Source organism: Finegoldia sp. P3-F-LR, from assembly GCF_052932165.1.
Window position 1 is genome coordinate 26,687 of record NZ_JBRFJE010000012.1, and the last position, 21,837, is coordinate 48,523.

Below are 21,837 nucleotides of genomic sequence, written 5' to 3' on the forward strand. Positions count from 1 at the left end.
AACGTAAGAAATCATAATCTACAAGATTTGCAGATTATGATTATTTTATTTCTCTTCTATCCAAAATAGCTTTGTACAAGCTCATTTCGTCATAATATTCCAAATTAGCTCCCAATGGTACTCCCATCGCAATTCTGGAAACTTTTACGTTATATTCTTCATTTTTAAGAACTTCTATTATGAAGTTAGTTGTCAAATCTCCGTTAGTTGTTGGTGATAATGCTAGGATAACTTCCTTTACATAATCTTTTTTACATCTCAAAAACAAATTTTCCAAATTCAAATCCTGCGGAGCAATATTATCTCTTGGAGATAATAATCCTCCTAATACGTGATATTTCCCATTGTATTCGCCAGTTTTTTCAATTGATATTACATTCATTGAATCTTCAACTACGGTTATGACACTGTTATCTCTTTTTTGATTGGAACAAATATCACACAATTTTTTATCAGTAAGATTTCCACAATTAGCACACGGTCTAATATTAGTCTTCACATTTACAATACTTTCTACAAGCTCGTCGACTTTCTTAGGATCCATATCTATAATTCTATAAGCTAACCTTTTCGCACTTTTTCTGCCAATAGTTGGCAAATTGGACAAGTTTTTAATCAATTCGTCCATTGCTTTAGGGTATAGTGACAAAATTATCCCCCCTTATTTAGAATCCTGGAATATTAATTCCTCCAGTGATTTTACCAAGTTCAGACTCACTCATGTCCAATACTTTTTTGATAGCGTCATTAACAGCTACCATAACCATATCTTGAAGCATTTCAACATCGCCATCTTTTACCAAATCTTCATCTATTTTAATAGAAACTATTTCTTTTTTTCCGTTTGCTACAACTTCAATAGCTCCGCCACCACTAGTTGCAGTAACTTCAGTTTCTTCTAATCTTTTTTGAGTTTCTTCCATTTGTCTTTGCATTTTTTGCATTTGTTTCATCATGTTACCCATATTTCCCATACCAGGCATTCCGCCTCTAAATTTATTTCCCATAATTCCTCCTATTTTTCGATTATTTGGACATTTTCTCCAAACAAATTTTGTAATTTTTTAACATTTTCATTTGCTTTTTTCTCTGCTTCATCATCAATTTGTAAATCTAAAACCTTGAAATCGTAATGAGGTTTTAGTAATTGTTCGATAACTTTTTTGTGAGGAAGCAAAGTGTACATATACAACTGGTTAGTTTTCAAAATCAACTTATCATTATCCAAACTAGCTTTAATATCATTAGCTAGTTCTTTTGGAATTTTATCGAAGTCTCTTAAAACTTCTCTTAGTTTTACAAATGAATCCTCATTTTCGACAATTTCGTCTTCATCCGTGTCGTCGATTTTTTCATCAGTCTTTATTATATCATTTTTATTGGATAATTCATCTGATTTTTCTGCTTTTTCTGAAGATTTTTGTGAAATTTCTATGTTTTTATCGATTTTTTCATCAAATTCGACTAATTTTTGTGAAGAATTGATTTTTATCCCATTTTGTTCAATATTTTTGAGCTTATCTTCCAAAGTATTCACTCTGGCAATCAAATCATCGTAATCAATGTAATCTATTAGGCGCATTACCAAAATTTCAAGAAGAGCTTTTTGATTGTCTGCCTGTTTAAGTTTTTTCTGATGCTCTATGATAATCGACATACTTTCGACTATTTGCCTATTCGTAATCAATTCAGATTGCGCATTATACTCAACATTGTATTGAGTGTTGTTCTGTCTGATATTGTCAAGGCCATTTTTTGATAGCAACAAGTTTCTAAAATGATTTAACAATTCACCCATAACATTTTCTACAGGCTTGTTGTGTGATATTGTATACAAATTATCCAAAACTTCTGTTGCATCTTTTTTTATGATGCTATTTACAAGCTTGAAAATTCCTGTATTGTCAACAATACCAAGTATATCATTTATATCTTGTTTTGTTATATTTTCTTTTTCAATGCTTAAGACTTGATCTAAAATAGATAATGCATCTCTCATTGCACCATCAGCTTTGTTTGCAATAAGTTCAATCGCATCATCGTCCATTTTTCTGTTCAAATCATTCAGAATATATTTGATATTGTCTGAAATATCCTTAGCATTAATCATCTTGAACTCATAGCGTTGACATCTTGATAAAATTGTTTGAGGAATTTTATCGATTTCGGTCGTAGCTAATATGAACACCAAATGTTTTGGTGGCTCTTCCATGATTTTAAGTAAAGCGTTAAATCCTTCATTAGTAATCATGTGTGCTTCGTCTATAATATAAACTTTGTACTTTAATTTTGTAGGTGGATAAATTACTTTATCTCGCAGTTCTCTAATATCGTCAATTCTTCTGTTACTAGCAGCATCCATTTCTACGATATCTAATGTGGATTCTTCCAAAGAACTCATACAATTCTCACATTTATTGCAAGGATTTCCATCTTGTAAATTCAAACAGTTGATAGCTCTTGCAAAGATTTTCGCACAACTAGTTTTACCTGTTCCTCTTGAACCAGAAAAAATATACGCGTGAGAAATATTTTTCGTTTCGATTTGATTTTTTAAAATATCAGTTATATGTTTTTGACCGTAAACTTTATCAAAAGTATCTGGTCTATATTTTCTGTAAATAGCTTGCATAAATACCTCGTTTCATTTTTCAAACTACGAGTAATTTTTTGAAATTTTTCATTCAAAAATATCCTAAATCTTTTAATATTATATCATATTTGATATTTCTTGAATTCATAGTAAAATAGTATTAGAAATTTTATTTTTAAAATTTTTGAAGGGGGATTTAATGATGAAAAATATTGACCCATTTTTATTGACAATGTTAGGGTTAATAGTTCCTGGTCTTCTAACCGGAGTAGGAGCAATCCCTGTTTTTTTCACAAGAAACGTAAGTCAAGGTAAGTTAGATGTATTTTTAGGGGCAGCTGCAGGTGTCATGCTTTCTGCAACTTGTTTTTCTCTGATTTTACCTAGTATTGAAGAAAACGGTGGAGGCTTTAGAGGGGTTATAATCTCTTCACTAGGATTTTTAGCGGGAGCTGTGTTTTTGGATATAATCGACAAATACTCTCCGCATGAGCATTTATTAGACAAAAGAGTTGAAGGAAATCCTTCAGATTCTTTGAAAAAAATATGGTTGTTTGTAATTGCGATTACAATTCACAATTTCCCAGAAGGTATGGCAACTGGAGTTGGCTTTGGTGGAGATTCAATAGCAAATGGTCTTCCAATCGCAATAGGAATTGGTCTACAAAATATGCCTGAAGGTTTGGCTGTTGCTTTGTCTTTAGTTAGAGAAAATTACACAGTCAAAAAAGCATTCTTAATCGCATTATTTACAGGATTAGTAGAACCAATCGGTGCGTTTTTGGGTTACGGACTTGTAACTTGGTTCTCACCTATTTTGGGATTTATTTTGGCTTTTGCCGGAGGCGCAATGCTTTTTGTAATTAGCGACGAAATCATTCCTGAAACTCACAGCAACGGATATGAACGCCAAGCAACTTACGGAATTGTAATTGGATTTATTATAATGATGATTTTGGATGTTGCTCTTGGCTAAATAAAAAAGCGGCTACTTGTATTAAAAGTAGTCGCTAATTTTTTTGATTATAACGCTTGAATAGCTGCCATAGTTACATAGTTGTATGGTTGGTTGTAATGTGGCAAGAAGAATATATCAGTTAGAGCTAGTTTGTCGATTGTAACGTGTTCTTGAATTGCCAAGCTGAACATGTGAATCATCATTGAAATATCATATTCACTCATTATTTGACATCCTTTGATTTCGCGTGAATTTTTGTCGTAAACAATTCTGATAGTAACTTCTTTGTTATTTTCTTCCATAAATGGTGGCTTTTGTAAATCTGTGAAATCAGTGTATTCAACTTCCATTCCTAATTTTTCAGCATTTCTAACTGTCAAACCTGTTGATACCATGCACAAATCGTAAATCTTAATTCCGTTTGAACCTTGAACACCATTTGATTCTAATTTTGTTCCACAAACATTGTGACCAGCAACTATACCACTTCTTACAGCGTTTGTAGCTAATGCAACGTATTCAAATTTTCCTGTTGCGTTGTTGAAAATAACTGTTGAATCTCCAACTGCAAATACATTTTCATCAGAAGTTTGTTGATGTTTGTCAGTGATTATTGCTTTTTTATCGTTTAATTTCAAATGATCTTTTGCAAGTGAACTGTTTGGTTTGAAACCAATTGACATTATTACCATGTCACAATCGTATTCACCTTTATCAGTTATAACCTTATTTACTTTTCCATCAGTTCCTTCTAGTTTTACAACTTCTTCATTAAATACTAAATTAACGCCGTGATCTCTTAGATTATCTTCCATTTTTTTGCAGAATTTATCATCGTAATAACCTCTTAACACTGTATCTCCGTGTTCAACCAATGTAGATTCTTTGCCTAATCTCTTGAAAGCTTCTGCAAGTTCAGTACCTATGTAGCCAGCTCCTACCACTACAACTTTTTTGATTTCTTCGTGATTTATCTTGTCAATGACTGATTGTGCATCTTGGAAAATTTTAACTTTTTGAACATTTTCCAAATCAATTCCTTCTATGTCTGGTAAAATTGGTTGAGATCCTGTAGCTAACACCAATTTGTCGTAAGATTCTTGAATTTCTTTTCCGTCTTTGTCCTTTGCATAAACAATTTTTTTGTCGTAGTCAATGTTGTCTACTTTTGTTTCCATGTGAACCGTAGCACCTTTTTGTTCGAAAACTTCTTTGCTACAATAAAATAATTTTTCTGGACCTTTAATTTGTTTTCCAATCCACAATGCCATTCCACAACCTAAGAAAGAAATATTGGAATTTTGATCAAAAATTACTAATTCTTCATCTTTGTAGTTATCCAATATTGTGTTCGCACAAGCTGTACCTGCATGATTAGCTCCAATTAAAACTATTTTACTCATTATGTTTCCTCCTTTTTTATTTCCTACTAATATTGTAGGATTAATAAGTAAAAAAATATTTGTTTGTTATTTAACAAATCTTTACGCTTATAATTATATCAAATTTGTAATCATTTTTCAATAGGCAAACTATTTCTTTTTTTCAAAGTTCATATATAATAGTATTATGGAGGTAGAAAATTGAACAATTTAAAATACTTGAAATTACTTGCAAAAGAATTTCCTACGATTGAACAGGCTGCTAACAAAATAATAAGTTTGACTTCTTTGTCTGTGTTGCCAAAAGGCACAGAGTACTTCTTATCTGATTTACATGGACAATACGATAGTTTCAATAGAATTATTAAAAGTGCTTCTGGTAATACCAGAATTAAAATTGACCTTGAATTCAAAGACAAATTATCTGAATCAAGAAAAAATCAGTTGGCCAATTTAATTTACGATCCTAAAACAATAATCAATATTACAAAGGAAAACGATGAATATACAGAAACATGGATTAGAGATACTATTTTTTATCTGATAAGAATAGCAAAAAGGGTTGCCAGTAAATATTCTAGACAAAAAGTCAGAAATCAAACTCCCTTTTACTACAGAGATTTGATAGATGAAATGCTCAACATTCAATACGAATCTTTGAATAAAAAAGAATATTTTAATCAACTTTTAGATAGCATCATTAAAATAGAAGTTAGTGAAGATTTTATAATAACTTTGTGTGAATTAATTCAAGATTTGAATATCGACTGGCTGCACATCGTCGGTGATATTTTTGACAGAGGAAAAAGGCCGGACATTATTATGGATACTCTTATTGCTAAAAAAGATGTGGATATTCAATACGGTAACCACGATGTTACATGGATTGGAGCGTATCTTGGTAGTTATGTGAATGCGTGTAACGTAGTTAGAAATGCAATAAGTTACAATAATTTTCAATCTTTGGAAGATGGTTACGGAATTAATTTGAGATTATTGTCGACATTGGCAGATGAATCATATTACGATGATCCATGTGAAAGATTCAAAGTTAGAATCTTAGATGATAACAAACACTCAGAAACTGACTTGCTTCACGCAGCAAGAATGCACAAGGCAATTTCTGTAATTCAATTCAAATTAGAAAACCAACTTTTTAAGAGAAATCCAGAATTTGAACAATTAGACAGATTATATCTTGAAAGAATTGATTTTAAAAATGGAATTTACAAAGATGCAAATGGCAAGCCTCATGCGCTCTTGGATATTAAATTCCCTACAATTGATCCTGAAAATCCTCTCGAATTAACACCAAGTGAACAAGAAGTTATCGAATGCATTTCAAAATCATTCAGAACAAGTCACAGATTAAAAGAGCATATGGATTTTTTGTTCTCGTACGGTTCAGTGTACAAAATCGCAAACAGCAATTTGCTTTTCCATGGATGTATCCCTATGAATAAGGACGGTAGTTTCGAAGAATTCACATATCAATCCAATACGTACAGTGGTAAATCACTTTTGGATTTCTTCGAAGGAATTATAAATTCAGCGAAAAACATGGATGATAATGACCCAGACAGACAAACAGCGTTGGACTTTTTCTGGTATATGTGGTGTGGCCCAAAATCTCCTATGTTTGGAAAAAGTAAAATATCAACATTTGAAAACTTCTTCATTACTGACAAAGATGTTAGAAAGGAAGTAAGTAATCCTTATTTTAATTTAAGTAAGATGGAAAAATATGCCGACAAAATATTTGAAGAATTCAATATGAATCCCGAAACATCTCATATAATTAACGGACACGTTCCTGTTAAAAGCATCAATGGAGAAAAACCAGTATCAGCTAATGGAAAAACTTATGTAATAGATGGTGGAATATCAGAAGCTTACCAAAAGAAAACAGGTATTGCCGGTTATACGTTGACATTTAACTCACATCACCTAGCAATAGCAAAACACAAGAATTTCAAAGTGATGGAATCAGTTCACGGCGCATACACTCCTGAAGTTACAATCACTGAAGAATTTCCAAAAAGAATGCTCATAAAAGATACAGACGAAGGAGAAGAAATCCTAGAACTTATCGAAGATTTGGAAAGTTTAATTGAAGCGTACAGAAGTGGTACAATTCAGCAAAATTCAAACTAATACCAATTAAAAAAACTAATCTTGGAAAATCCAAGATTAGTTTTTCTTATAATACACCGAATTTATTAAATGGAAAATATCTCAAAAAAGCTCTACCAACTATCGCCTTTTTATTTATCGGACCGAATATTCTGCTATCATTTGATTCTCGTGGGAGTCTGTTATCCCCCAATACAAAATACTCATCTTCTCCTAATTCCCATTTTGTTTTACTTCCTGAAACAAGAGTCGTTTGACTACTTGTATAATTTTCATTCAATTGTTCATTATTAACATATACTTTATTGTTTTTTAATTCAACAGTATCGCCAGGTAATGCTACAATTCTTTTAATGTAATCACGACCAGATTTATCCGGTGCGTGAAGTTCTATAATGTTACCTCGTTTTAATTTGTTCTTAAAAATCCCCATTCTGTTGACGAAAATTCGATCTCCATTCTCAATTGTAGGATTCATGCTATTTCCTTCAACATGAGTTGTACTAATTACAAAATTTCTAAGCAGTAATGCCAACACAATGGCAATTCCTATTACAAATAACCACTCAAAAAAAGATTTTGCTTTTTCTGTCATATTTACAATTCCCTTTCTAATATTTACTAATTTGATTATAATACTAATCAGTAAATGTGTAAAGGTTGCTAATTTATTATCGTATTATAAATTATTTGTAAAAATTATGAATTAAAAACTTCTCTGTCTAATTCGCCTTCACTTGCCGCAACTATAACTACAGAAGAACCTGCTGCTGTAACATTTGTAGCAGTTCTACCCATATCTGCAAGCATTGATATAGGGCTCATCAATACAACCATTTCAACAGGAAGACCCATTGCTGCGAATACTGCTGTAGTAGTAATTGTTGCAGTTCCCGGAACTCCGACTGTACCCAATGACACTGCCAACGCTACTAATATTAGCATTACATATTGTACGAATGAATAGTGAATTCCCATAACATTAATTGTCAAAATCGCAGATAATACAGGCCAAAATCCTGCACAACCAGGCATACCAACAGTTGCACCAGTCGATGCAACAAATGTTGCTATCTTTTCAGAAACACCTAATTTATCTTTTAAGTTTTCAGTATTTGCTGGAATACATCCAACAGAAGATTGTGTAGAGAATGCAATCAATTGAACTGGCCAGAATTTCTTGAAGAATTTGATTGGATTTACCTTTGCAAATATCGCCAAAAGAGCTCCAGTTGTGATATATGAGTGAAAAATTGATGCAACATAAGTCAATATCAATACAACAATCAATGGCATCATGCTAGCCATATCTGTTCTACTAACAGCGTTCGCCATCAAAGCTAATACAGCATATGGAGTGAAGTCTATAATCATTCCTGTAAATCTAAAAATAACTGCTGCAGCTGAGTCGATAAAACTTAAAAATGGTTTTGCCCTTTCTCCTTCTCCTCTTTCTTCTAATTGTAAAATCGCTAATCCCAAAAGAACAGAAAATACAATAATAGGAACTACTTTTGCTTCTGCTGCATTTCCCAAGACATTATCTGGGAAGAAATTTACAAAAGTTTCCGCAAAAGTTGGAACTTCCTTAGCTTTCGCATCTGCTGCCAAAGTTAATGAACTTCCTTGTCCAATTTTAAATGCTACCACTAAAATCAAACCTATAAGTGAACCTAAAACATTGTGTAAACTTAGAATACCAATTGTTTTTGTTCCGATTTTCTTCATTTTTTCTATACTTTCCAAAGAAACTACAGTACTAACAATTGATGTGAATAATAATGGAATTACTATTGCAAATAATAAATTAGCATAAATAGATCCAAATACTTTTACATATTCTGTGTTTCCTTTGAAAATAAATCCTACTATAATACCTAGAATTGCAGCTACAATTGTTCTTGTACCAAAATTCATTTTCTTCTTAGCCATGAACATCAATAAAGCAAACAATACTAAAGTAACTGCTAATGCTACAAATTTCATCTAAACACCCCTTTTTATTTTATAGTTATATATTATAGTATATTGAGCACAATTTTCAAATTTAATTTTAACTTTTGTAAATTTTATTTAATTCACTATGGACATTATTCAGCAATTTTGATTTTTTTTACTAATTTTTTTCGAAACAATTTTTATATCAGAAAATACATTTCCCTAATAATACTAATGAAAATCGTTTGATATTTTGTGAAAATATTATTAAATTTTTATTATCGAATTATATATATAACTTATTTAATTTTTGTAACATTTTCTCGCAAAAAAATCAGAGGCTATTAACCTCTGACCTAAATTCTATTCATACATTTTTAATAAAACATCTTCAGCTTTTATTGGAAGAGTATCAAAGGTGCAACCAAGTGCATTTAATATCGCTCCATTAATCGCTGGTGCAGGTGTATTTGAAACTATCTCTCCAATTGATTTTGCTCCAAATGGACCTGTCGGCTCATAACTTTCACAAAAATCAACATGGATATTTCCGATGTCTTTTCTAGAAGGCAAATTATACGAAATAAATGAATGTTCTTTTAATCTTCCTTCATCATCCCACAATGAATCTTCATACAAGGCATACCCTATCGATTGACCAATTCCGCCTTCGACTTGAACTGTCGCTAATTTGGTATTCATCACAGTTCCGCAATCGACCACTGCTGCGTAATCTTCTACTTTGATTTCTCCTGTTAATTTGTCGATACTTATTTTTGCAAATCCAGCCATATATGGTGGTGGTGATGTTTTTGAATCAAAGTTTCCCACACCGATTAATTGCATACCGTTTGGACCAGTAGACAAATCTCTTGCTAAATCTTTGATTGCAATTAATTTTTTATCTTGCAAATAAACTTCTTGATTTCTTATTTCTAACCATTCCACAGATGTTTCAAATCTCATAGCAACACGCTTTTTGATTTTGTTTAATAAATTTTCACACGCACGTACAACTGCACTTCCTGTTATATACACACCACTTGATGCGTAACTTCCTGGATCAAATGGAGTTATATCAGTGTCTGCAATTATTGGAATAATATTGTCCATTCCGCATTGCAACACTTCATTTGCCAAATTTACCATGATTGAATCAGTTCCTTGTCCAACATCTGTCGGACTCATCAACAATGTATAATCACCTTGTTCATTTAATCTAATTTCAACTGTTGAAGTATCAACGTTTTGAATCCCACTTCCTTGTTGTGCAATAGCCATCCCAACTGAAATTATTTTGTCTTTTTCTTCTTTGAAAGGATAATATTTATCCCATTCAATCATTTCTCTTGCCTTTTCAATACATTCATTTAATTTGCAACTTTTGACATCTATTCCGTAAGCCAGAGTTTTTTCTCCTTCACGAACAGTGTTTTTAAGTCTTAGTTCAACTGGATCCATGTTTAATTCTTTGGCTAATTTGTTTACCATAGATTCTAATGCAAATGTACCTTGAACTGCACCGTAACCACGAAAAGCTCCACCAGGAAGTTTATTTGTGTAAACAACTTGTCCGAAAAATCTAGCAGCTCTCATTCTACTGTACAATGGAAGTGTTTTATTTCCAACCAAGTTCAAAGTGGTAAATGCGTGATACCCATAAGCTCCTTGATCGGATAACGCATAAATGTCACATGCTTCAATCGTCCCATCTTTTTTGGCACCTATTTTAACTTTCACTTTCATTTGGTGGCGTGAGTTTGAAGCTTCAAAAGTTTCTTCTCTGTCAAATACAAGAATCGATGGTTTTCCTGTTTTTAAAGTTACAAATCCTGGATAAATTTCTGTGACACTTGTTTGTTTTCCACCGAATCCCCCACCTACTCTTGGTTTTATAATTCTTATTCTTGAATCACTTATTCCCAAAGCAACGGATAATTGTCTTTTGATGTGAAATGGAACTTGTGTAGATGTAATGCAACACAATCTATCGAATTGATCCATGTAACAATAAGATCTGTATGTTTCCATCATGCAATGCGCTTGTGCCTTTGTTGTAAAAGTATCCTCCAATACGACATCACATTCACTCATTACCTTGTCAACATCTTCTCCCCAAGATTCTTTCTTTTCACCAACTAGATTTCTTTTCGTATCATAACCAAAAACTTTCGTTGGTCCATTAAAGAATACATCTTCTTCATGTACAACAATTTCGTTGTCGATAGCTTTTGTGTAATCAAGTAATGGTTCTTTAACATCGTACTTGATTTTAATTTTCTTCATAGCCTGATTACACACTTTTTCGTTAATTCCAACTACGATTGCCACAGGCTCTCTCATATATCTAATTTCTTTTGACAAAATCGACATATCATAAGGGCTAGGTTCTGGATAAGATTGCCCTGCCAATGTAAATTTATTGTCGAAAACATCTTCATAAGTGTACACTGCCACAATTCCATCCATCGCTTCTGCTCTTGATTTGTCTATTTCTAATATTTCGCATCTTGCATACGGACTTCTCATCAGCTTAATTATCAGCGCATTAGGATCTTTCAAATCCTCTGTATAGACAGGTTTTCCAGTAACTAATGAGCTTGAATCTATTTTTTTGAAATCTTTATTTATCTTCATCATCAATCTCCAAATATTTCTTAATAGCTCTCATTTGAGAAGCATAACCTGTACATCTGCATAAATTACCCATTAAATAATCTTCGATTTCTTCATCTGTAGGATTTTTGATAGTTTTCTTCAAACTCAAAACATTCATAATGAACCCCGGTGAACAAAAGCCGCATTGTTCCCCACCTTCTTCAGTCAAAAGTTCTCCAAATTTTCTTTGGCTTTCAGATATTCCTTCCAAAGTTGTAATCTTTTTTCCTTCACATCTTAACGCCAAAACAGAACAAGAAAGTACTGGAACATCATCCATCCACACAGTACAAAGACCACAATTTGATGTTGTACAACCACACTTAACCGATTTATAACCCAAATCGCGAAGCACATTGTACAAAGTAGTATCGCAATCAACACTAGCTATATGGTTTTTATTATTAACATTTAATTCTATAATCATTGCAATTCACCTAACGCTTTTTCCAATAATCCAACAAATAAAAGTTTTCTGTATTTTTTCTTCGCTTTATTATTTGACCCTATATACTCATCAATTAATTCCAATGTCTTTTCTCTATCAAATCCATTAACGTTAATCTCATCAGAAACATCTCTCATAATCATTGCTTTTTGAGGTCTCGCTCCAAATACTACCTTATATTTTTCTTCGATTTTAGAAATACTTACAATAGCAATTGGAAAATCCTTACAGCAAAGTCTTTGAACAATTTGAGTGCAGTGGACATCTTTGTTAGGAATCATAACTTCTACTAATAAGTCCTTCTTTATATCAGAATTTAAAAAATCTTCAACACTCATTACACCATTATTGTACAATCTAACCTTTGCATCTAGTAATAATAAAATAGGCAAAAAATCAGAAAATGCGTATCTTGAAAACACACTTGCTCCAACTTGGGCAGTGTTTCTTAGTTGAGTTGACACAATTCTTTTCACAGATTTAGGAATAATTCCATCACAAAATTTTTTTAAGAAATCATTGTATTCTAAATCTCTGTATGTAGTAGTTGCTCCGATTTTTATTTCATCGTCTTCAACATTTATGTAATTTAAATCCAATTTTGACAAATCAATCCCAACATTGTAAGAACGACAGCCTGCTTTAAGAAAATGACATCCACCCAAAATTTTATTCATTTTTGATTTCATCAATAACTCATAAGCTTCATCCAATGTTTCTGGACTTTTGAAATCTCTTAATGTAAACATAACCACTCCTTGATTTTAATCAGTCTTTATTATATCACAAAAATAGTCGGCTATCTTTTGACAACCGACTAGCACATGTTATTCCAATCCTTTTAAAAATTTTTCTGCTAATTTGTGATAAGTGAAGTTTTCTTCAATGGCTTTTCTACCATTTTTTCCCATTTGATTTAATGTTTCTTCATCTAAATCTACAAACTTTTCTATTCCTTTTTTCAATTCTTCCAAGTTTTCTGACTCAACATTTATCCCACAGTTATAATCCACAATATAATTATTAGGAGCATTAATTGCATAGATAATAGGTTTTGCACCCATCATGGAGTCAAATAATTTGTTCATACATACTCCATATCTGAACATATCATTATCCATCGCAGCAACATAAGTCGCATCAATGTAGTTGAACAAATCTGGAATTGATGTCTTCGATATAGAATCCAAGAAATAAATACTATCTTCGTATTTGGAGTATTTTTCCATCAATTCTTTCTTGTAAATTCCACCACCAATAAACACTGCTGCCACGTTCTCATTGTCAATAGCAGCTTTTGCCAAATTATCTAAACAATATGATTTTGTGTGACTTCCAAAAAAGCATATAACTTTCTTTCCTTCACTGTGAATTTTGTCGAAAATTTTGACATAATCTTCTGGAATTTTATCGTATTTTTCCCATTCAGATTCCACTATACCATTAGGAACGTGGAAGAATTTTTCAGCCTTCATTCCATGTTTAATCAAATAGTCCTTTGCTGCTGGAAGCAATGAGCACACATAATCTGAGTTCTTGCAAAAAGAATTCTCTCCTATTTGCATCATCACCACAAAAGGATGATATTTGGGCATATTCCCCACTTCTATCAATGTTATTGGCCACATATCGTGAATTTCATGTACCAATTTGATATCTTTTTTAATTTTTTTCATCTTTTGACCAGCAAATGTATCCAATGGATAAGTTGAAGAAGTTATTACCACATCAGGATTTTCATTTTCGATAATTTCTTTAGCATTTTTTTTGAGTGTAGACACGAATCTGAACATACTCATAGCTCTTTTTACGCCATTTCCATCGTATTCTCCAGTTTTTATCCACATGTATTTTATCCCGTCGATAATTTCTGTTTGAAAATCTTCTGTAATTTCAGGATTTTTTCTTCTCAAATGGGAATAATTTCCCGCGATTATTGTCACATTATGACCCATTTTTACCCATTCATTAGCCAAATAATATGTTCTAAACTCCATCCCCATTTCAGGAGAACCAGCGTAATGGTTAATATATAAAATATTCATTAATTTTCCTCTGATTGATTAAAGTAATTTTTGATACATTCGATAATTTTTCTGCTAGAATGACCATCGCCAAAAGGATAATCGTAGTTTTCAAAATCAACTTTTTCATTTAACAATTTCAAAATCTCATCCTTATTCGGTTTGGATAATTGATTTCTCTTTTCAGTCATAGTTTCTGGCCACACAATATGATCAAAAATAGTCACACATTGTTTTCTAGCAAAGTAAGCTTCTCTTTGTAATCCACCAGAATCAGTCACAATTTTCTTCGCGTGATTAACCAAGTACACACTCATCATGTAACCCACTGGTTTGCAGAAAATTATATTTGTATATTTGTGTTTTTTAGAAAGCTCTTGTACCATTTTTTGGTTTCTAGGATGAACTGGATATATACATTTTTCGTCCAATTCTTCCATAGCAGCAAGTATTTCTGACAAAGGCTTTATTGATGCAGTATTTTCTGCTCTATGACAAGTTAAGTAGTAAAAACTTCCTGGAAGATCTACTTCTTCTCCATCCAAATCAATCATTTTTTCAGGAATTTCATCGCCAACTTGATTAGAATATTCCAAGAAAGCATCGTACATTGGATCTCCAACTAAAGTCGCTCGATCTTCCAATCCTTCTTTTTTCAAAAAATCAAGCGCAGATTCAGTACAACAGCATAAAACTTTAGAAGAATGATCAGTCATAATTCTGTTCACTTCTTCTGGATTATCAAGTGTACCCAATCTATTACCAGCCTCAACATGGCAAATCGGAATATGAAGCTTGACAGCTGACAATGCTCCTGCCAATGTAGAATTCGTATCTCCGTATAATAAAACCATGTCTGGTTGTTCTTTAATCAATATTTTTTCGATTTCAATTAACATTTTACCAGTCATTTCACCGTGGGTTCCCCCAGAAATTCCAAGATTATAATCTGGATAAGGAATATTCATTTCTTCAAAGAAAACTTCGGACATATTATAGTCAAAATGTTGACCAGTATGTATCATTACTTCATCATAATTTTTTCTTAACTCTTTTGATACCATGGCCGCTTTTATAAATTGTGGCCTAGCACCAACTACCGTAACAATTTTCAATTTTTTCTCCTATTTTTATTTTTATATTTATTAGTCTAAAATCTTTAAATTTAAACATTTAATCTGCTTCTAACAATTAATTATATCATATGTAATTTGTCAATTTCAATTGAGAAAATCTAAGATAAATCAACAATAAAAAAAGCCTCATTTAAAATTTTAAATGAAGCTTCTTGTAGTTAGATTATAAAAATATTTTTAAATATTTTTAGCTTGTTCTTTTTTAGCAATTGATGGCAATATTAGTCCCAATCCCAACAATACCACTGGAGTCAAAATGTTAAGCATCAATTTGAAATTCCATTGACTTGTGAATGGTTCTCCTTCTTTTGGAATCATACCTAATATACATGCAAATGCTGTGAATACAAAACACCAACCGGCGATAAATTTACCGAATGATTTTGATTTTGTAAATCTATATTCTACACCTTGTTTTTCATTTAGATAGTGTTTCAAAGCAAAATATGCTGCAAATACCCACATATAACGCATTGGCATTACTATTGAGTTCAAATCCAACAACCAGTTGTACAATTCATTAGAGTTTCCAATTCCCAAAGCTGGAATAATTATCAAAATACTAACCAAAATGGTAGTTAATTTGTATCCACCAACAGGAACTTTCTTGTCGTTGATTTTTCTCAAGAAGTTTGGAACGTATTTTGCATCTGCTTCACTCAATAAAAGTTTAAGCGGTGCATCGATACTCATAACCAAAGCTGCAGCTTGTCCAGCAAAATTTGTCAACGCATAAATAATAACAAGTGATGAACCTATTCCATAATATTGTCCCAATTTTTCAAATGCATAATAAGCACCATTCATTTTTAAGTCGTTTGCAACATTTGTTGTATCGAACATCATCCCCATTGCAACTGAACCCAAAATCGCAGATACAGTTACCATCAAAGCCATAATTAACATAGCTTTTGGGAAGTTTTTACCTGCATCTTGTGTATCATTTACATAAGGTGAGATTTTTTCACAACCACCTACGGCAAACACTAGCATGGATATTGTCGTCAAATAATGCAAATTAAAATTAGGCAAATAAGTCTTGATGCTCGTCATATTTGGAGATGCAACTTCTACTCCTCTTAATGCAGGAGCTGCCAACATTAATAAAATAAATAAAATACCCATCACAAAACTTGCAGTACCAGCAATTGAACCTAAAACTTTTATAGATTTAATACCATTTGCAGCTAAAAGCACAAATAATAAAAATATTATTAGTACCAATGCTTGTAGTAAAATTGGATTTAAAGATTTTACCATTTTAGGATTTCTAAAAATCGCCCATGAACCTGCAACCATTAAGTTTTGCGGTTTTTGTGCTAAATATGGGATATGTACTACCCAATAAGTCCAGCCGGACAAATAAGCTAGTAATGGTCCCATTGTTTGTTTTATCCAATAGCTAAGTCCTGATTGTCCTTCTTTGAAAGTTGAACCAAGTTCTCCAACCATCAATGAATAAGGAATAAAATACAAAGCCATTATGAATATCCAACTTGTAATAACTGCCAAACCTTGGTTGGCGTAGTTATTAACAACATTTCCAAAACCCCATACAACTGTGAATCCCATCCAAATTAGATTGGTCACTGTAAGAGATTTTTTCTTTTGATCGTCAATTAAAACATCGTTTTTCATATTTCCCTCCTAATTAGATTATAGCAAAATTTATTTTCATTTAAAACATTTTTCAATAAAAAAATAGCTTCCAGATTTACTAGAAGCTACTTGATATTTTATTTTGAATAATTTTCTATTATTTTCAAAACCAAATCAGATGCTTTTTTCATTTGGTCGATAGATAGTAATTCGTGCTTTCCGTGGAATGCATATCCACCAGTGAAAATGTTCGGACAAGGAAGTCCTTTGTAGGATAATTGTGCTCCATCAGTACCACCTCTGATTGGTTGAACTAACGGTTTTATTCCCAAATCTTCCATTGATTTATAAGCCAAATCCACAATTTCCATTACAGGTTCTATTTTTTCTTTCATGTTGTAATAGCTATCTTTCATATCAAGTTCGATAGCGTTGTTGTATTTCACATTCAAGAATTCTACTAATTTTTCCAAATAAGATTTCTTTTCTTCGAATTTTTTCTTATCGTGATCTCTGATTATGAATTTCATAACAGTATTTTCAACAGAACCTTCGAATGATGTCAACAAATAAAATCCTTCGTAATGTTCAGTGTGTTCTGGTCTTTGAGCAACAGGAAGTTCATTGAATAATTCCATACCGATTAATTGTGAATTAATCATAGTATTTTTTGCACTACCAGGATGAACATTTTTGCCGTGAATAGTTATTGTCGCACCTGCTGCATTGAAGTTTTCGTATTCCAATTCTCCAATTGGACCACCATCCAAAGTATATGCAAAATCAGCGCCGAATTTTTCTACATCGAACAAATCAGCTCCTCTGCCTATTTCTTCATCAGGAGTAAATCCAATTTTAATTGTTGGATGTTTAATATCTTTGTTTTCGCATAATTTATTCACAGCATCCATTATAATTGCAATACCAGATTTATCGTCAGCACCCAAAAGTGTAGTTCCATCTGTATGAATTAAAGTTTGTCCTTCCAAATCTTTTAAAAATGGAAAATCTTCCACAGTAGTAGTTACAGAATCGGATAATTTGATGTCTCCACCTTTGTATTCCAAAATTTGTGGTTTTACATTTTCTCCTGACATATCAGGAGCAGTGTCCATGTGAGAAATGAAACCGATAGATTTTGATTCTCTATCCAAGTTTGATTCTAATGATGCATACACATATCCATTTTCGTCCATGTGAGCATTGTCAATTCCCATTTCTTTTAATTGCTTAACCAAAAGATTACCCAAATCTTTTTGTCTAGCTGTTGATGGACAAGTTTCGCTTGATTCATCACTTGTAGTATAAATCTTCGCGTATTCAATAAATCTATCAACTATATCTATCATAATTTTCTCCTATTTAATAACTTTCTTTTCTTCCCAAGATTTTTTAACTGCGTTTGCAACATTTCTTGCAACATCTTTGTTAAACGCTTCTGGCAAAATTCTTTCTTCTGTTGGTTGTTCAACCATGTGAGCTATTGCATAAGCTGCTGATAATTTCATATCGTCAGTAATCTTGTCTGCTTTCGCATCCAATGCTCCTCTGAATACTCCAGGAAATACCAATACATTGTTAACTTGATTAGGATAATCACTTCTACCTGTTCCAACTACTCTTGCTCCTGCTTCTTTTGCTTCGTCAGGATAGATTTCTGGAACTGGGTTCGCCATTGCTAAAACGATAGCGTCGTGATTCATTGAAGATACCATTTCTTTTGTTAAAATTCCAGGAGCTGAAACACCGATGAAAATATCTGCATTTTCCATAGCAGTTTTCAAATCTCCTTTAACTTTATTAGGATTAGTTGTTCTGGCTATTTCTCTTCTAGCTTCGTCAAGTTTTTCATCATCAGGATCGATAATTCCACGGCTGTTTAAGATTAAGTTGTTCTTAGCACCTGCTAATGTTAACAAGTTAGAAATTGCAATACCAGCTGCACCTGCACCACTGATTACGATTTTGACATCAGAAATATCTTTCTTAACGATTCTCAAAGCATTAATAACAGCAGATAATACTATAACAGCTGTACCGTGTTGGTCGTCGTGGAATACTGGAATATCTAATTCTTCAATTAATCTTTTTTCGATTTCAAAACATCTTGGAGCTGCAATATCTTCAAGATTAATTCCACCAAATGAAGGAGAAATAGCTTTCACAGTGCTGATTATTTCTTCAGTGTCTTGTGTGTTCAAGCAAATTGGGAACGCATCGACATTACCAAATTCTTTGAATAAAACTGATTTACCTTCCATAACAGGCATACCAGCAATTCCACCAATATTTCCCAAACCTAAAACTGCAGAACCATCAGTTACAACAGCTACCATATTTCCTTTATTTGTATATTTATATGCAAGTTCATTGTCTTCGTGAATTTTCTTACAAGGTTCAGCAACACCAGGAGTGTAAGCCAACGCCAAATCCATAGCGTCATTAACTTTTACTTTAGATACTACTTCTAATTTCCCTTGATTTTTTTCGTGAAGTTCAAGAGCTTTTTGTTTGATTTCTTCGATATTCATTTTTCACCTCATAAATTTTCAAATAATTTTCAACAAAACTGTTGAATAACATTATTACAATATAATTTTAACACTAAAGCCCAACTATTCCAAACAAAAAGAGGTATTATTTAAAATACCTCAATTAATTTAGAAAAATATTGGAACTAAAACAGATGCCAACAGAATTATTAACGCTCCTCCCAAACGAGAAGATATTTGTGCAAATGGCATAAGTTCCATTCTATCTGCAGCCGTAAGAACAGCAACATCTCCAGTACCGCCCATATTAGCCATACACAATCCTGCTGTAAGAGCTGTTTCTATTGGATAGAATCCTACGAAATATCCTACGATACCTGCTCCAAGTATAGCTCCTATGATAACCGCGATAACAAGAATTACATAGCTTGGTGTAAATGCTTCAAAAATTTGTCCCAAATTAGTGTATGCCATACCAATACCAAGCATAAGTGCTGCAGTGAAGTTTTTGGCTACGAAATTGTACCAACCTTCAGCAACGTGTTCGATTTTTTCAGGAACAATTCCTGCTGCCTTAACGATAACTACAGAAATAATCATCCAAGCATAAGAGTGGATTTTGATACCAATTTTTTCAAACAAAAATGCTAATATTGCACCAAATGTGAAAAATGCTGTAGCAATTACAATACCTGCGCCGTAATCTTTAACATCTTCTAAGATTATATTTTCTTTCTTTTCAGCTTTCAAACTATCGTCGTCACTTCTTACTAATTGGCCATTACCAGTTAAACTTGGTTTAACTTTTCCTAACCTATTTAAAAGACCACCTGCAACGATTGCCATGGCATTACCTAATGCAACAGCTGGAACAAGTTTACTCAAAATAGTTTCGGATGGAATGTTTAATGCTGATTCGAAAACTTTAGAAATAGGTACAGCACCTGCTCCCATTCCACCACCCATAATTGGGATACCGATGTATGCGATAGACTCACCTACACTCTTTCCAAACAACAAACCTACACCACCTACTAAAAGTAATGCCATAATTACAGAACCCAAAATACATGGTAAATATCTAATAGCCGCTTTGATAAGCAACTTTCTATTCATACCAAGGATTGAACCTGTGATTAAAGCTGCGATGTAGAAATCAAGGAATCCTCCTTTAGTCATAAAAGTATTTATACTTTTAATGGATTCAGCTGGTAACCATTTATAATAAGTTATAGCCGCACCAACAAATATAGATACAATAGCTCCACCGCCCAAATATGTCTTGATAATTGGTGTATGATTTCCGATAAGGTTTAATAATTCGCCGAATACAATCAAAAATAAAAATGCTCCAACCATACCATTTGGTAGAACATCAAATATGAATGAAATAACGATTATTACACAAGCGATTATAAAATACGGAATTTTTAAACCTGCAATCTTTTTATCCATAACTTTCCTCCTTATTTAGTTTTTTCATCTTATATTATCTCATTTAAAAAAACAAAAAGCAATCTAAATCAGCTTAATTAAAAGTATTAAAGTGAACAAATACAAAATTGTCGTACTCACAACATAATACCCTGCTAACGAGTCATCTTGGCGATATCTTTTGGCGAAAACATAAGTATTAACAGCCGTAGGTGCACCAAATAAAATCAACGCAACAACCTTTTGAATTTCTGATAATCCGAAAATTTTCCCAATAAATAATCCTGTCAATGGAAGTACCAATAGTTTTACAATGGAAACCTTCATAATCGATTTAATTTCTTTAAAATCTATTCTAAAATTCAAACCGTATCCCATAGTCACCAAAGCTAAGGTCCCTGCAATATCTCCCAAACTTCTCAAAGGAGTTTCCAAGAAAAACAAATTAACCTTAGTTACATACAAAAAAATCCCTACGAAAAGCCCAATCATCAAAGGTGTCTTCACTACATTTATGAACAACTTTTTCTTAGAATTATTCTCACCTACCAATCCTTCGTACATGCTTACAGTGTAGAAATTATAGAAAAACTGACTAATTCCTGTGATTGCACCTGCCATGACAATCCCTTCATCCCCAAACAAAACACTTAATATTGGAAATGACATTATAATGAAATTGCCTCTACTCATAGCATTGGCTTCTAGTACAACATAAGATTTGTCCTTATTGGTAATTTTCGCTAAAAAATAAGTAATGAAAATGTGAAATACAAACACCACATTCAAATATACAAAATATTTTACACTGAGATTTTGCCCAAAATCCACCTTGTAAAAACTCATCATAATTTTTAGAGGAAAAAACACATTAAAAATCAGCTTGTTAAGTCCCGTCATAGTATTATCGTCTACAAGGTTGAACTTTCTTATCAAAAAACCAATAAAAATCAAACAAAACAAATTGATTATCGTTAAGTACAACTGCGAATAATTTACCAAAAAACCACCTTTTTCACATAAAAATATAGGTAAATGAAAC

At 32.4% G+C, this 21,837-nt stretch carries 18 protein-coding genes; 2 read left to right on the forward strand and 16 right to left on the reverse strand.

Going from position 1 to position 21,837, the window contains the following annotated elements; translation table 11 throughout:
- Positions 1-40: 40 nt before the first annotated feature.
- From recR to dnaX, 3 genes are read right to left on the reverse strand one after another with little or no spacing between them, the layout of a single operon-like run.
- The gene (gene recR / locus ACU68U_RS05915) at positions 41-649 is read right to left on the reverse strand and encodes a recombination mediator RecR (RefSeq protein ID WP_094208426.1); all 609 of its coding nucleotides are present in this window, start codon (positions 647-649) and stop codon (positions 41-43) included.
- A gap of 16 nt (positions 650-665) precedes the next feature.
- The gene (locus tag ACU68U_RS05920; RefSeq protein ID WP_002838638.1) at positions 666-1,007 is read right to left on the reverse strand and encodes a YbaB/EbfC family nucleoid-associated protein; all 342 of its coding nucleotides are present in this window, start codon (positions 1,005-1,007) and stop codon (positions 666-668) included.
- Between the two features lie 8 nt (positions 1,008-1,015).
- A complete protein-coding gene (gene dnaX, locus ACU68U_RS05925) occupies positions 1,016-2,632 on the reverse strand; it encodes a DNA polymerase III subunit gamma/tau (protein ID WP_154273024.1) in 1,617 nt (538 codons plus the stop codon).
- 160 nt (positions 2,633-2,792) lie between these two features.
- Here dnaX and ACU68U_RS05930 point away from each other — a divergent pair, with 160 nt between their 5' ends.
- A complete protein-coding gene (locus ACU68U_RS05930) occupies positions 2,793-3,569 on the forward strand; it encodes a ZIP family metal transporter (RefSeq protein WP_446762917.1) in 777 nt (258 codons plus the stop codon).
- 47 nt (positions 3,570-3,616) lie between these two features.
- On the opposite strand, the gene nox is transcribed toward ACU68U_RS05930, so the two are convergent.
- Positions 3,617-4,954, reverse strand: a complete 1,338-nt coding sequence (gene nox / locus ACU68U_RS05935) for a H2O-forming NADH oxidase (RefSeq protein ID WP_094206948.1) — start codon at positions 4,952-4,954, stop codon at positions 3,617-3,619.
- A gap of 180 nt (positions 4,955-5,134) precedes the next feature.
- Here nox and ACU68U_RS05940 point away from each other — a divergent pair, with 180 nt between their 5' ends.
- On the forward strand, positions 5,135-7,087 hold the full coding sequence (locus ACU68U_RS05940) for a fructose-1,6-bisphosphatase (protein WP_154271912.1): 1,953 nt from the start codon (positions 5,135-5,137) through the stop codon (positions 7,085-7,087).
- Between the two features lie 46 nt (positions 7,088-7,133).
- Here ACU68U_RS05940 and lepB read toward each other — a convergent pair whose 3' ends face one another.
- The 12 genes from lepB to ACU68U_RS06000 all read right to left on the reverse strand — a co-directional run bounded on the left by lepB (position 7,134) and on the right by ACU68U_RS06000 (position 21,797).
- Positions 7,134-7,661, reverse strand: coding sequence for a signal peptidase I (gene lepB / locus ACU68U_RS05945; RefSeq protein WP_446762918.1), 528 nt, complete (start codon positions 7,659-7,661; stop codon positions 7,134-7,136).
- Positions 7,662-7,765: 104 nt separating this feature from the next.
- Positions 7,766-9,052: a dicarboxylate/amino acid:cation symporter gene (locus tag ACU68U_RS05950; protein ID WP_446762919.1), complete on the reverse strand. Its 1,287-nt coding sequence runs from the start codon at positions 9,050-9,052 to the stop codon at positions 7,766-7,768.
- Between the two features lie 315 nt (positions 9,053-9,367).
- Entirely contained in the window at positions 9,368-11,641 is a 2,274-nt protein-coding gene (locus ACU68U_RS05955; protein WP_446762920.1) for a xanthine dehydrogenase family protein molybdopterin-binding subunit, read from the reverse strand.
- Positions 11,628-12,089: a (2Fe-2S)-binding protein gene (locus ACU68U_RS05960; RefSeq protein WP_094208420.1), complete on the reverse strand. Its 462-nt coding sequence runs from the start codon at positions 12,087-12,089 to the stop codon at positions 11,628-11,630. The genes ACU68U_RS05955 and ACU68U_RS05960 overlap by 14 nt, the downstream gene beginning before the upstream one ends.
- Complete coding sequence (locus tag ACU68U_RS05965) at positions 12,086-12,859, reverse strand: FAD binding domain-containing protein (protein WP_446762921.1); 774 nt, start codon at positions 12,857-12,859, stop codon at positions 12,086-12,088. Before ACU68U_RS05965 ends, ACU68U_RS05960 begins: the two co-directional genes overlap by 4 nt.
- A 78-nt stretch (positions 12,860-12,937) precedes the next feature.
- Positions 12,938-14,155, reverse strand: coding sequence for a glycosyltransferase family 4 protein (locus ACU68U_RS05970; RefSeq protein WP_446762922.1), 1,218 nt, complete (start codon positions 14,153-14,155; stop codon positions 12,938-12,940).
- Complete coding sequence (gene wecB / locus ACU68U_RS05975) at positions 14,155-15,249, reverse strand: non-hydrolyzing UDP-N-acetylglucosamine 2-epimerase (protein WP_446762923.1); 1,095 nt, start codon at positions 15,247-15,249, stop codon at positions 14,155-14,157. Before wecB ends, ACU68U_RS05970 begins: the two co-directional genes overlap by 1 nt.
- A 198-nt stretch (positions 15,250-15,447) precedes the next feature.
- On the reverse strand, positions 15,448-16,908 hold the full coding sequence (locus tag ACU68U_RS05980; RefSeq protein ID WP_446762924.1) for an APC family permease: 1,461 nt from the start codon (positions 16,906-16,908) through the stop codon (positions 15,448-15,450).
- A 98-nt stretch (positions 16,909-17,006) separates the two neighbouring features.
- Complete coding sequence (gene pepT / locus ACU68U_RS05985; protein WP_154271906.1) at positions 17,007-18,218, reverse strand: peptidase T; 1,212 nt, start codon at positions 18,216-18,218, stop codon at positions 17,007-17,009.
- Between the two features lie 9 nt (positions 18,219-18,227).
- Positions 18,228-19,400 carry an NAD(P)-dependent malic enzyme gene (locus ACU68U_RS05990; RefSeq protein ID WP_094205444.1) on the reverse strand — a complete coding sequence of 391 codons (1,173 nt, stop codon included), beginning with the start codon at positions 19,398-19,400 and terminating at the stop codon, positions 18,228-18,230.
- 129 nt (positions 19,401-19,529) lie between these two features.
- On the reverse strand, positions 19,530-20,816 hold the full coding sequence (locus tag ACU68U_RS05995; protein ID WP_446762925.1) for a 2-hydroxycarboxylate transporter family protein: 1,287 nt from the start codon (positions 20,814-20,816) through the stop codon (positions 19,530-19,532).
- A gap of 63 nt (positions 20,817-20,879) precedes the next feature.
- Entirely contained in the window at positions 20,880-21,797 is a 918-nt protein-coding gene (locus tag ACU68U_RS06000; RefSeq protein ID WP_446762926.1) for an AEC family transporter, read from the reverse strand.
- Positions 21,798-21,837 lie beyond the last annotated feature (40 nt).